At 58.3% G+C, this 13,137-nt stretch carries 6 protein-coding genes and 3 pseudogenes; 4 read left to right on the forward strand and 5 right to left on the reverse strand.

Going from position 1 to position 13,137, the window contains the following annotated elements:
- Nucleotides 1-132: 132 nt before the first annotated feature.
- The gene (locus SO180_RS08780) at nt 133-972 is read right to left on the reverse strand and encodes an RMD1 family protein (protein ID WP_449378416.1); all 840 of its coding nucleotides are present in this window, start codon (nt 970-972) and stop codon (nt 133-135) included.
- A 1,509-nt stretch (nt 973-2,481) separates the two neighbouring features.
- Between SO180_RS08780 and speD the strand changes: the two genes are divergently transcribed.
- The 3 genes and pseudogenes from speD to SO180_RS08795 form a co-directional block, all read left to right on the forward strand.
- Nucleotides 2,482-2,889 carry an adenosylmethionine decarboxylase gene (gene speD / locus SO180_RS08785; RefSeq protein ID WP_449378417.1) on the forward strand — a complete coding sequence of 136 codons (408 nt, stop codon included), beginning with the start codon at nt 2,482-2,484 and terminating at the stop codon, nt 2,887-2,889.
- Nucleotides 2,890-3,145: 256 nt separating this feature from the next.
- The gene (locus SO180_RS08790; RefSeq protein WP_449378418.1) at nt 3,146-4,177 is read left to right on the forward strand and encodes a spermine/spermidine synthase domain-containing protein; all 1,032 of its coding nucleotides are present in this window, start codon (nt 3,146-3,148) and stop codon (nt 4,175-4,177) included.
- A gap of 291 nt (nt 4,178-4,468) precedes the next feature.
- Nucleotides 4,469-5,267 (forward strand): annotated as a pseudogene (locus SO180_RS08795) (IS630 family transposase); the annotation flags it as partial.
- 267 nt (nt 5,268-5,534) lie between these two features.
- On the opposite strand, the gene SO180_RS08800 reads toward SO180_RS08795, so the two are convergent.
- Both SO180_RS08800 and SO180_RS08805 read right to left on the reverse strand, forming a co-directional pair.
- The gene (locus tag SO180_RS08800) at nt 5,535-6,647 is read right to left on the reverse strand and encodes an S-(hydroxymethyl)glutathione dehydrogenase/class III alcohol dehydrogenase (RefSeq protein WP_449378497.1); all 1,113 of its coding nucleotides are present in this window, start codon (nt 6,645-6,647) and stop codon (nt 5,535-5,537) included.
- A 436-nt stretch (nt 6,648-7,083) separates the two neighbouring features.
- A pseudogene (locus tag SO180_RS08805) lies at nt 7,084-7,467 on the reverse strand (carbamoyltransferase N-terminal domain-containing protein); the annotation flags it as partial.
- A gap of 383 nt (nt 7,468-7,850) precedes the next feature.
- On the opposite strand from SO180_RS08805, the pseudogene SO180_RS08810 reads away from it, so the two are divergent.
- Nucleotides 7,851-8,292 (forward strand): annotated as a pseudogene (locus SO180_RS08810) (IS5 family transposase); the annotation flags it as partial.
- 983 nt (nt 8,293-9,275) lie between these two features.
- On the opposite strand, the gene SO180_RS08815 reads toward SO180_RS08810, so the two are convergent.
- Complete coding sequence (locus SO180_RS08815; RefSeq protein ID WP_449378419.1) at nt 9,276-10,130, reverse strand: radical SAM/SPASM domain-containing protein; 855 nt, start codon at nt 10,128-10,130, stop codon at nt 9,276-9,278.
- Nucleotides 10,131-10,417: 287 nt separating this feature from the next.
- Entirely contained in the window at nt 10,418-13,084 is a 2,667-nt protein-coding gene (locus tag SO180_RS08820) for a valine--tRNA ligase (protein ID WP_449378420.1), read from the reverse strand.
- Nucleotides 13,085-13,137 lie beyond the last annotated feature (53 nt).

Consider the following 13,137-nt stretch of genomic DNA (forward strand, 5'->3'; position numbering starts at 1 on the left):
GCGTCCCGGAGCGCGGAACACGTCTCGCAAACGTCGAGCCAACTGAACGGCTTGGGGGGAGCTCTGGCCACCGATGCTATATCGGAAATGCTCGTAGACGCTTAGGACTTCGCGATTGAGCGAACCTAATCGCTAGTGAGTTCCAATGAGGATCTCGACGCAGCCGATCACGACCTCGATCAGGATGAGCACGACAATGGCGACCTCCAGGCGAAAAGAGCGTTGCGTGTCGATAATATCCGTTAGCGCATTCCCAGTCTCGGAGATTGCCTTGAGCTTGCGCTCGAGCGTGTCGAGACGCTCAAGCAGTTCATATTCGTCCTCCAGACGCGAATAGAGACGGTCGAGCCCGGGCCTCTCCCCGAGCACGTCAGGCTTTTCCGCGACGGCGACACGGCCAGCGACGCGCTGCTGCACCAACAGCACGTTACCAATCAGTTGCAGGATTCCCTTGCGTCGGCGCGGCGTGCGGCCGCGCTGGGCGAGCTCTCGCGCAAAGGGCTCGATGACGTCGAACACGGCGCCGACACGGCGCTCGTCGCGGGCAAGCGCGGTGCTCTTGGCGATCGCGTCCGCGATTAGGAGCAGCCGGTCGTCGGAGAATTTGGCGATGCAGATTGGCCCGCCAGGCTGGATAGTCTCGGAGGCGTCATCGTTGCAGAGCTGCGCCTGCGCGGTCTCTTCCTCGTAGGGACTGAATTCGCCGATCACGCGCGGCTTCAAGGTGTCGACCAGAACCTTCTCTTCGGAGGGCGAGAGGCCGATCAGCACCACGATGCCGTAGCGGAAGATCACGGCGAGCCCGGCATGGACCCGGAAAGCGGCCGGCGTCGACGACACCATCGTTCCGATCTCCAGGCCCGCCGCATTGATGCGGTCCCCCAGCATCAGAGCACGAAACTCCAAACTCGGCGCGGCGTCCTGCCCCGGTGATGTTGCGAACGTGGCCACAGCAAGTTGATCGGCGTTCACACGAAAATCCTCATTGGACAGATCCAGATCACCCGTTTGCTTGCTTGCTCGTCGAGACGCGACGGCCGCACGCCGAAAGGGCCGCCATCCTTGCAGGGATGTAATCAGTCGCACTGTCCCGACAATCTTCGCGATAAAAGTCAATTACGCTCGTCGGATCGCGCACGCGAGGACACAGTCACTTCTATCGCGATGAGGTCGGCTTTCTGTCATCTTGGGCAAGTTGCACCTACTGTTCGTTCGGGAGCGCCGTTTAATGCTGCGATCATGTTCCGCTCGTGATCAGGCGGCTCGGCGTCGCATTGTCGCGACTGAAGCGAATATCAAGCAAGTGACTGTCTCATGCTTGAGGCTGGCGCGTACACTTCGACCCAGCGAAGCATGTCAAGGATGGGCAATGGGCTGGTGAGTCTCCATCCCTTATCCGCTTCTACTTGAGTTTCTGCCGCACGATCATTGCGCAGCAATCAAGCCCCTGCACGGAGCCGAGGGAGCCATGTCGCGGTTTGGTGGTTGGTTCCGTGCATATGTCAATGCCTTGTGGGCAAAGCCTCCGCGCTGCCAATTCGGGTCTTCCAACTTCGAGTGCTGCAACGCAAAGGTCCATTTACCCGGCCGGGCATGCGCGCGTACTTGTAAACGTAGAACATGAGCTATCTCCGGGCCAGCATCTACGCTTCGCTCTCGCCGCTAACAACCTGCCGGAATTGGTGGGCCGGCTCCCTCTTGGTTGCTTGATCATGCAGGAAGAAGTGCCGGACGAGATTGCGCATCTTGGTCAGCTTAACGGACCGCGGGGAGTTTCATTTGAATGCCACTCCATGCCGAGGTGTCTCCGCTCCAAAACAGCACGATCTACCTCAATCGTACGGCGCTTGACATGCTCCACGAATTTGAATCACAGCGCAAGCATTGGGCTGTGAAGGAAGTGGACCTTTACCGCGTAATGCAGATCCTGTCGTCAGCGCCCCAAGTTTTTCCAAATTGCCGAACATGAGAGTATTGAACCAACCCTCGCATCAATGATGATGCCGTTCATCGCAGATCTCGAGGGGCACGTTCATGCAGAAGCCGGTGTCGGTGGAAGGCCATTGCCGGACCATAGAGGACAACTTCGCACCGCCAAAAACGGGCTCGCAACAATCCATTTGGATGTGCTCGTCGGAAACTGATTGCCTTTCTGTAAGCGCCCGGCGGCTGCGCGAGCGTTGCTGCGCCAGTCGGACTTAGGCACGGCCATACTACCGGAGTTGATAGTTTTCTTGCTCTTCACCTATCAGCTAAGTTGAGCTGTTTCGGAAGGCACATGTCGTGCGCGCAAAGCGCGGCCGGGAGGGGAGAAGAATCGATGCGGTTTGATTTCACCGCGCTGCGTCACACCTCTCTCAATGATTGCCCCATTCGCTCAACTTGTTTCGCCCCTGCGATCGTGTCGCCTCGTCTTCCGTTGACAATTGCCCCGCGCCTTCAAAAGGACTATCGGATCGAAAATTCAGTTGAGAATGCAAAATGACCGATGACGGAGCGATTGATGCTGGACCGGTAAACTCTATTGGTGGATCTCATATCCTGCTTGACCTTTGGGAAGCGAACCACCTTTACGATCCGTCCATCGCGGAAGACGCAATCCGAAAAGCCGTTCGCGCAGCGAAAGCGACGCTGATCCACCTTCATGTGCATAGGTTCGTCCCAAGTCACGGCGTTTCGGCAGTAGCGTTGCTGGCCGAATCGCACATGACCTTACATACTTGGCCTGAGAGCGGCTATGTGGCTGCTGATGTTTTTGTCTGTGGCAGCGGTGATGCAAAAAGTGCAGTCGCGGTTTTGATCGAGGCTTTCCAGCCTAGACGATCTGACGTCCGCAGTGTGAGAAGAGGTAGCGGTCAGGCAAGTGGAACTTACGACCAAAGCCCATAAGGGTGCGCCGCAGCCAGACGTGGTCGCGGGAGGGGCATGCGATTGGTGGTCATGACCCGTCGACAGTAGGGCACAACGCACCAAGGGAGCCGATCAGTTCGGCCCGCCGGATCTCTCGCATCGGGCTACTGCCGCTCACCCTCATAGTCTTGACAAACAGACATAGTTTCGCGCCGATCTCATCAAGTCACCGCATCTGATTTTGTCGTCCGCACTGCAAAACTCCATTGATCTTCAAGCGTAAGGTCATCGAATGATGAGTGAGAATTCTTCTTCGCATACGCGCAAACCCGAGGTGTCAAGGCAACGCAATCAACATCCGACTTATCTTGCGTTCTCGGAAGACAGCGATCTCTTCGATAGATACAGCTATTGTCTGCGCCGCATCATTCATCTCGGCCATACGCCTTTTCAAACTGTATGCGTTGCGGAGACCGCGAATTATGGCGTCACTCTTTTCTTGGATGGCATGATCCAAAGCGCTGCTTTGGATCAGCAACTGTATCACGAACTCTTGGTCCAACCCGCGATGCTCGCTCATCCAGCACCTAGGAATGTACTGGTTATCGGCGGGGGAGAAGGAGCGACCATTTGGCAGGCGCTACGCCATAAGTCGGTCGAGACGGCAACGATGGTTGATCTCGACAGCGAACTGATTAATGTGTGCCGGAAATATCTGAAAGACTGGCATCGAGGAGCCTTCGATGATCCCCGATGCAGGCTCGTTTTCTCGGATGGTAGAGAGTTCATCGTAAACGACCAAGATCTTTATGATGTCATTGTCATCGATTTGAGCGATCTCGTTTCCGACAGCCCGGCGCTGGCTCTCTACACTCGGGAATTTTATCTGCGTATCAAAAGGCGGCTGAGGCCTGGCGGCGTTGTTGCCGTTCAGGCGCTGAGGTTTTCTTTTGCTGACGGCCGCGCTCATGCAATGCTGGCGCGAACGCTCAAGAGCGTCTTTGAGCAAGTTCATACTTACAGCGCGTTGATTCCGTCATTCTTGCGAGGTTGGGGGTTTCTCGTCGCATCTGACTGGTTCGACCCGAGCCGACTATCCGCGTCGGCTATGAATTCGACAATCTCAAAGCGCTTGGAGGCATCTCTCTCTCACTTAACCGGTGAATTCTTTAGGTCGTGTTGTACCCATTGCTCACAAGCGCAAAGGCTACTTGCGTCGGACGGGCCTATCTTTGAAGATAATAAGATGGGCGATCTCGATAAGATACTCGCACAACTGGTAACTCTGCACGGTGAATTTGACCGGCTGAGGGCTGGATCAGAATAGGTCCGGCAGTTGGTTGGGATCAATGAGCAGTTCGATGCTGCGGGATGTCCTCGGCCGCCTTCGGATTAATGCTGCCCGTTCGAGCGTCAGCACCATCTGATGAACCGATGGCGGGCTGACGCAGAAGTATTCCCGCATGTCGGTCTCGGCCGGGGGACGGCGGTGTAACCGCGTGTACAGGTGGATATAGGCCAGATATTGGCCCTGCTTTGCGGTGAAGGTTTTCCCGAGCGACTCACGCCGGCCATCCGATTCAGCTGGTGATCCGTGCCTCAACACGAGGAGGCACGGATGAATGTACGCTATCGGGTCGAATTGAGCCAAAGCGAGCGTGCAGAGCTCATGCACCTTATGAGCGGCGGCAAGCAGGCGGCGCGCAAGCTCAAGCGAGCCCAGATCCTGCTGGCTGCCGACGCCGGCGTCAGCGACGAGGACATCGCTGCAAGTGTCGGGGTTGGCGGCTCGACGGTCTACCGGACCAAGCGGCGGTTTGTCGAAGGCAACCTGGAGCGAGCGCTGAGCGAAGAACCGCGCCCCGGAGCAGAGCGCAAGCTCACCGGCAAGGAGGAAGCCCTGCTGGTGGCGACCGCCTGCTCGAGCCCGCCCGCAGGGCGCGCGCGTTGGACGCTGGAGCTGTTGGCGGGCGCAATGGTCAAATTGACCGCGCACGGGAGCCTGTCGCGCGAGACGGTGCGCCGCCGCCTGGCCGAGAACGATCTGAAGCCGTGGCGCAAAGACATGTGGTGCATTCCCCAGGTGGACGGCGACTATGTCGCCCGCATTCGATCTCTATGCCGAGACACCTGACCCGGAGCACCCGGTGGTCTGCTTCGACGAGAGCCCGATCCAGCTCATCGGCGAGGTGCGCCAGCCAATCCCGGCGAAGCCGGGGCAGCTCGAGCGCTACGACTGCGAGTACCGGCGCAACGGCACCGCCAACCTGTTTGTCTTCCTCGATGTGAACCGCCCCTGGCGCAGAGTGAAGATCACCGAGCGCCGGGTCGCAGAGGACTTCGCTGCCTGCATGCGCGACCTTACCGATATCCATTATCGTGCAGCGGAGCGCTTTCGCGTGGTGCTCAACAACGTGTTGATCTGAGGCCGGCCGCACGGCAAATAGGTCAGGCGACCGGGACCGAATACCCCATCTCTTCAGAAAGGCGGCTGCGCTTCATGCTCTGGTCCTCATATGCGCCAGAGCGAACGTCAATCTGGAGTAAGTCCAGGGGGCAAGGTCTCAATGGCAGGCGACCTCCCGCGAATGAGGAGCTTCCTCCGCGAAAGCCAGCGTCATGAATCGTCCGATGCAACAGTCTTTTCGTCATACTTCCCTCCTCGTAAAGCGCAATGGTCGCGATCAATAGACAATGACAGATCGAATGGATTTGCCCCCATGCATGAGATCGAAGGCTGTGTTTATCTCGTCGAGAGGCATCGTATGGGTGATCAGATCGTCGATCTTGATCTTGCCTTCCATGTACCAGTCCACGATCCGCGGCACGTCCGTGCGACCGCGTGCTCCGCCGAAGGCGGTGCCCTTCCACACACGACCGGTGACGAGCTGGAACGGCCTGGTCGATATTTCCCTGCCGGCCTCCGCGACACCGATGATGATCGATTCACCCCAACCGCGATGACAACATTCGAGCGCTTGTCGCATGACGTTCACGTTGCCCGTGGCATCGAAGGAATAGTCGGCGCCCCCGTCCGTCAAGTCTTGGATCGCCTGCACGACCTTGTCATGACCGACTTCGGACGGACTGATGAAATCCGTCATACCGAACTTCTTGGCCATTTCGACCTTCGCTGGGTTGATATCGACGCCAACGATTCTGTCGGCGCCCACCATTCGCGCGCCTTGAATGACGTTTAAACCGATGCCGCCGAGGCCAAAGACCACTACGTTCGATCCCGGACGCACCTTCGCTGTGTAGATCACCGCACCGATTCCGGTCGTAACGCCGCATCCGATGTAGCAGATCTTGTCGAAGGGAGCGTCTTCGCGGACCTTCGCCAGAGCGATTTCCGGCAACACCGTGAAATTTGAGAAGGTCGAGCAGCCCATGTAGTGGAAGACTTCACGTCCGTCGCAGGAGAAGCGGGTCGTCTTGTCAGGCATTAGACCTTGGCCCTGGGTAGCGCGTATCGAAGTGCACAGGTTGGACCGCTGCGACAGGCAGGTTTTGCACTGCCGGCATTCCGGCATGTAGAGCGGAATGACGTGATCGCCTGGCCTCAGCGAGGTTACACGTTCGCCAATCTCGCGCACGATTCCCGCGCCCTCGTGGCCGAGGATCACTGGAAATTTACCTTCCGAGTCCAGACCCGACAGCGTGTAGGCGTCGGTATGACAAATGCCCGTCGCCTTGATCTCGACAAGCACCTCTCCCTGTCGCGGACCACCGACTTCGATCGATTCTATCGACAGCGGCTTCTTGGCTTCCCAGGCGACGGCTGCTCTGGATTTCATACATGCTCCTTCGAGTGACAAATTCTGCAGGACGACGATCAGCATTCGTCACCCCGTAATTCTCTTTGCGTCAGTGATCGCGATCTATGGTGCCGCTCGCCTTCGCATCGGCCTTGACGATGCGAATCAGTCGTTTGGGCGATCAAGTCGGGGAAAGATCCGACTGGTCGTCGAGCACCTCCCGGATTGTTTTGCTCGAGATGAGCATCTTTGATGATCGGCTATGGAAAATTTCGCTATGCGATCAAATCCGGGAAGACCACCGAATGGCCGGTGATTGGTTGTCCTCGGTCCACTTCTGCGGATGCACGATGCGGCCTTTGAAATCCCTTCGCCAGCTTGGCCGGACGCTCGTAGCCGATCGCTGGGGTGAGCACCGTCGTAACCGCGGTGCTGGCCTCCAGGTGTCTCTGACATACTTGCGCATTCGGCGTGATGCGGAGGCCACATGGCCCGAGACATGTGAATAGCTTCTATAGGGAAATGCTTTGCGTTCGAGAATCAGACCAGAGCCCTCGTACGAAGTGACAAGCCCTTCCGCATGAGGTTCCACATACGGTCCCCATTTGAGAATGACCAACTCAGTACCACTGAGCACCTGGGACTGGCCGTCCGCGCCGCCGTCGATCACGAACTGATCAACATCGCGCGAATTCAGCCCGTGCTCCGCCAAGGTGGAGATAACGGCATCAAGAGTTTCGATAGCTTGATACCGCAGATTGTTATTCCGCTTCTCTTGCCCCACGCAAAAGACAAGCCGTCCGTTCTCGATAAGAGCAATCGCTCCGTCATGGCTCAATTTGAGGCCGCAAATGCGCATAGCGCCTCCATGTCTAACGTCCAAAAATCTAGCTTCCGCCGTATCTCGATGCAGAAACTGGGCCAAGCGAACCAGCGGAATCGCGCGATGTATTCGCTCCCGAATGTCGTTTCAGCTAGCAGGTTTGTCTGATTGCAGACTCAGGCATGTTCGGTCTGATGTAACCACACACGTGATGTGCAGTGACTGCCCGCACCGTCAGCGGGCTATAGGAGACGCGGCGTTGGACTCTCGGCGAGCGACACCAGAGTTGCCCTAAAGTTGCTCCGCGCTAGGAAGTGGGACCTGGAATGGGGCGCGTTTGAATCTCGATCTGCAGAACGAGAAAGAGACGGCTGCTCGCAGATTCCCTTTTCTCTTTTTGGGAGGCGGCCTCGGGTGTGATGGATCGTTTGGCGTTGAGCGAGGCCGCCTGGGAGCGACTGGCGCCGCTGATCATAGGCCGGCCCGATCAGAAGGGCTCGACCGGGCGGGACACAGGATGTGTGTGGAAGGTGTGCTTTGGATCGTGCGCACGGGCTCACCCTGGCGTGACCTTCCGGAGGCGTTCGGAAGAGCGTATTCCGGCGCTTCAGTCGATGGAGCATCAAGGGTGGAGCGGATCTTCGAGGCGATGTCCGATGATCCAGACTTCGAATATCTGATCGTTGATTCCACCATCGTCCGGGCGGATCAGAACGCCGCCGGGGCGAAAAAGGGGGGCTGAAGATCAGGCGCCTGCCGCTCGCGCGGCGGCCTGAGCCGAAGGTACATATGGCCGTTCGCGGCTTGGGATGTCCGGTATGGTTCATGCTCGCTGCGGGCCAGAAGGGCGATGCAACGCAATAGCTTCGCCAGATGTCTGTAGAGAACAAAACGAGTCTCGTGCGACGTTTTAGGATCGGACGTCGCACGGCTGAATCACCGGGCTACTTTTCCTTTGTTTCTGCATCTTCCTTACTTATCGATACAGCGCGCAGATCCGATGGTAAAGGTCGATGACGTCCTCGTCGTAGAATACGATACTAGGCCGAAAAAAATCGGACAATCTATTCTCCCCGTCCGCCGCAGGGACGCCGTGCCGACCTGGAAGGCGGTCCAGCTGATAGTTAGTTAAACTACAGTCTGCACCAGACTCCGGGGCCGAAACGTCTTGCCGAGCCCCAGAAGGAGGGGGGCGCACGCAGGGGCGCGGCTGCCGAGTGGCATCGCCTGGCCTGCTCAAGCGCAGCGCCGAAGGCCGGGGAGACCGCAGCGGCGAGCGCCGTCGGCCCTTGCGGGCGCCGGGAAGCGGAGCACCTGCTCAACGTTCCAAAGCTGAAAGTCAGAGAACCTGTCTCAAGCAGGGAGCCGAAAGGGCTACCCAGTCCGCTAGTAGGCGCACGGATTCCAAATCGCGACGGCGGTTCGAGAAGTCGATTGAGCTGGCTGAAGGATGCGGGTTTTCAGCCGTCGCTCTTGGCCCGCCATACAACTTCTCGTCTTCGCGATCGTAGTGGCGATCGCGCTCGAGCGCGCACGCTTGATAGGCCACGTGGAAGTCATGCCGGGGTGACGCGAACGTCCTCCTTTTTTGAATACAGGCTCATTGGATTGAAGTGATCTCCTATTTGGCCGGCCGCGTGACACCGTCGGCGGAGTCGTCCAACCAGGACGCGCGAGAAAGCGCCACCGGCAGGCCGGGCCCGGCACGACACACACAGCGCATAGAGCCCAATCGCTTGCGACGCGCTCAAGTCACGGGCGTTTCGACCGAATATACAAGGCGCGAAGCAACTCCAGACCATACGGTCGGCTGATCGATCAGTGCATGCGCGACGTGTTGGCGATCAGCGCCAGTGATCCAGCAACTTTGGCCTGGCGTGTTCACACATTCTACAAAGCAGAAAGCCACTCGCCCCGTTCATACGATCAACGATCTGCCGAAAATCTTGCCCTTCGAAGAGCTCGTTGTAGTCATCACGTAGAAGATTTCCAAAAACATGGCGCCTCTCGAAATCCATGCAACAGAGTGTGATGTCGCCGTTTGGCAAAAGAACATTGCGATAATGCCTTCCTTCAGCACATGTGAGAACTCCAGCTATTGGCGCTCGTGGTTCAGCGATCTTAGGGTCGACGCTTCCACCCCTGCTGATCAGCGATCCCTTGCGAACCAGCGCCTCGGCGGGGATGAGCTTGACGAGATCAGGATGGATCTCGCCGAAGGCATGGAATTGTATCGAGGGAATGTCTGCGTCCACCAATTGACGGAAAAAATCGAGATAAGGTTTCCTGACAAGGCGGCTATTCATGTACTCGCCGCTATCAAATACGTGGACTACAAACGCTTTAAAGCGCAGCGGCTGTAAGCGGCGTAGATCGCGCTCGTTCATTCCCACAAGCGTTGTGTAGATTCGGATGCCATGGCCACACGCGTGAGCCTGCTCGACCATCTCTGTACAATCCCGATTGAGCCATGGTTCGGAATAGCCAGAAAAATGAATGTCGACCGCTGTCGGTAGACGCGCCAGACATCGTTTAAATCCTTCAAGCGGCAGATACTTCACATCGGAAACTGTCCTCTGACGCTCTGCGAACTTTTGTTGCGGACAGTATTTACATCCGACAATACAGCCTGTCGTGGTCGTTATTTCTAAGACCCTGCCCTCCGGTATGTGCGCCTCTCTTGAGAATGGCCTGTCCATGTTTTTCGTTCCCTGTCGGGGGCCGCTGCAAGCTCAAGTTTGGACGCAAGGCGCGATCCTGCTCGAGTCTTGGGGCGCTGTCTGCGAGCCATAGGAAGCAGGATTTGGGCCACCGCTCTTCGCTGTCGCACGATTCCCACGGTGTTAGTTTCCCGACACATTGCGGTTTAGCGAAGCTCCCGTACCGGGAGCGCTCGAATTGTTGTCTGCTGGCGGGGGTGGGGGGGTGTCCGATGGACGGCCGCCGAGGGACATCGAACCCGCGACGCCTGCGACCGCAGCGTCGATCAGTCCAGCACGGCCAATAATCGGGTGAGGGCTGCTTCCAGCTTGACCTGGCCAGCCTCGGCTGCAGCAAGACGGTTGCGGGCATCCTCGACGACGTGTTCGGGAGCGCGAGCAATAAAGTCCGGGTTACTGAGCTTCTTGGCCAGCTTGCCGGCCTCCGCGCCTAGGTTGGTGATCTCCTTGGTGAGGCGGGTGCGCTCTGTGGTCAGCTCTATGAATTGGGCAACCGGCAGCGCCAGCGTCGCGCCGGCGATTACATAGGAGACCGCCCCCGGGGGCACAGCGTTGACGAACCGCACGTCGGCGACGCGCAGCAGCCGGGTAATGAGTTGCGCATTAGCCGTCAGGGCCTCGCGTTGCGTCTCGGAGGCCTCGACCACCAAGAGCAGCGGACGCGCGGCGGGAGGGATGTTCAGCTCCTGGCGCACCGATCGGCCTTCGGAGATGGCATCAATGATCAGTCGGATTTCGGCATCGGCAGCCGGGTCGATCAAGCTCTCCGCGAGCTGAGGCCAGGTCGCGGTCATGATAAAGCCCTGGTGGTCGCGCGGCGCACCAAGGTGGGCTGTCTCGGCCCAAAGTTCCTCGGTGAGGAATGGCATGATCGGGTGCAGCAACTTGAGGACGACGTCCAAGACCCAAGCCGTAACAGTGCACGTCTCGTCCCGAACGGCATTGTCTGCGCCGTTCAGTGCCGGCTTGCTCAGCTCAATGTACCAATCGCAGAAGACATTCCAGATGAAGCGATAGAGGGCGTCGGCAGCCTCGCCGAAGCGGCACTCAACCAGCGCCCCGGTCACGACGTTCGTCGTCCGGGCCGTCTCGCCAACAATCCAGCGGTTCAGCGGCATCGTTGCCAGCTCCGGCGAAAACGTTTCCCGCCCGCACCTGTTCAATTGGGCGAAGCGCGTCGCATTCCAGAGCTTGGTGGCGAGATTGCGGTAGCCTTCAATGCGTTGCCGGGACAGTTTGATGTCGCGTGCAGCTCCAGACATGGCCGTCAGCGTGAAGCGCAGGGCGTCAGCTCCGAACTCGTCTACTAGATCTAAGGGGTCCATGACGTTTCCCTTCGACTTCGACATCTTCACGCCACTTGCATCGCGCACGAGAGCATTGATGAAGACCCGCTTGAAGGGCACTTCGCCCGTAAGCTGGAGGCCCTGCATCATCATCCGGGCGACCCAGAAGGGTATGATGTCGAAACCCGTGATGAGAGTGTGAGTAGGATAGAAGCGTTTGAGGTCGGGTGTCTTGTCGGGCCAACCGAGCGTCGAGAATGGCCAAAGCGCCGAAGAGAACCAGGTGTCGAGCACGTCCTCGTCCTGAACGAGCGGCTCGTCGCGGCCATAGTGCGCGCTGGCTTGAAGCCTGGCTTCCTCTTCGGACTCCTCGACGAAGATTGTGCCGTCCGGGCCGAACCAAGCCGGAATGCGATGACCCCACCAGAGCTGACGCGAGATGGTCCAAGGCTGTATGTTCCGCATCCATTCGAAGTAGGTTTTTTCCCAGTGCCTAGGAGCGAACACTGTGTCGCCATCAACAACCGCCTTGATCGCCGGCTGCGCTAGCACCTGGGTGTTCACGAACCATTGGTCAGTCAAAAAAGGCTCGACCACCACGCCCGAGCGGTCTCCATGGGGGACCGCATGGCGGATTTTCTCGGTGCCTCGCAGCAGACCGAGGGCGTCACACTCCTCGATCACTTTCGCGCGTGCGGTAAAGCGATCTAGCCCGCGGTAGGCCTGCGGAGCGTTTTCGTTAACGCGCGCATACTCGTCTAGGATATTGATCATCGGCAGGCTATGGCGCTTGGCCACCTGAAAATCGTCGAAATCGTGGGCAGGCGTTATCTTCACCGCTCCGGAGCCCTTCTCGGGATCCGCATGTTCGTCGGCCACGATCGGAATCAGCTTGCCGACGATCGGTAGAATGACCTCTTTTCCCACGAGATGCTTGTGGCGCTCGTCATCCGGGTGAACAGCGACGGCTGCGTCACCTAGCATAGTCTCGGGACGCGTTGTGCTTACAACGATCTCGCCGGAGCCATCCGCCAGTGGATAGGCGAGATGCCAGATGTGGCCCTCCATCTCACGCTGCTCGACCTCCAGGTCCGAGATTGCGGTCTGGAACTGAGGGTCCCAATTCACCAGGCGTTTGTCGCGGTAAATCAGGCCTTCCTTATGGAGGGTGACGAACACTTTGCGCACCGCGCGCGAGAGGCCCTGGTCGAGGCTGAAGCGCTCCCGGCTCCAGTCGCAGGAAGCGCCTAATCTGCGCAATTGCTCAACGATCTTGCCGCCGGAGGCGGCTTTCCATTTCCAGACCTCAGCGAGGAAGTCCTCTCGGCCCATCTCGCGGCGGTTGATGTTCCCCTCCTGTGCGAGCTGGCGTTCGACCACCATTTGCGTGGCGATGCCGGCGTGGTCTGTGCCCGGTAGCCAGAGCGCTGCTTTGCCACGCATACGCTCGAAGCGGATCAATACGTCTTGCAAAGTGCTATTCAGCGCATGGCCAATATGCAGAGAACCGGTAACGTTCGGTGGCGGCATGATGATCGAAAACGACGCTGCTCCCGGTTCATTGGTCGGCGCGAAGGCGCCCGAAGCTTCCCAAGCGGCGTACAGCCGTGGCTCAGCGCTCTTTGGATCGAAAACTTTTTCAAGCATGATTTTCTCCATCGTTAACGCGGATGGAGAATGCCGATCCATCCACAAAGTGA

It is taken from the genome of Bradyrhizobium sp. UFLA05-112 (assembly GCF_053572325.1).

Excerpts from the sequence above, each read along its gene's own strand:
- speD (WP_449378417.1), top strand. The coding sequence starts at position 2,482 with ATGACCGATGACGGAGCGATTGATGCTGGACCGGTAAACTCTATTGGT.
- SO180_RS08790 (WP_449378418.1), top strand. The coding sequence starts at position 3,146 with ATGAGTGAGAATTCTTCTTCGCATACGCGCAAACCCGAGGTGTCAAGG.
- SO180_RS08800 (WP_449378497.1), bottom strand. The coding sequence starts at position 6,647 with ATGAAATCCAGAGCAGCCGTCGCCTGGGAAGCCAAGAAGCCGCTGTCG.
- SO180_RS08815 (WP_449378419.1), bottom strand. The coding sequence starts at position 10,130 with ATGGACAGGCCATTCTCAAGAGAGGCGCACATACCGGAGGGCAGGGTC.
- SO180_RS08820 (WP_449378420.1), bottom strand. The coding sequence starts at position 13,084 with ATGCTTGAAAAAGTTTTCGATCCAAAGAGCGCTGAGCCACGGCTGTAC.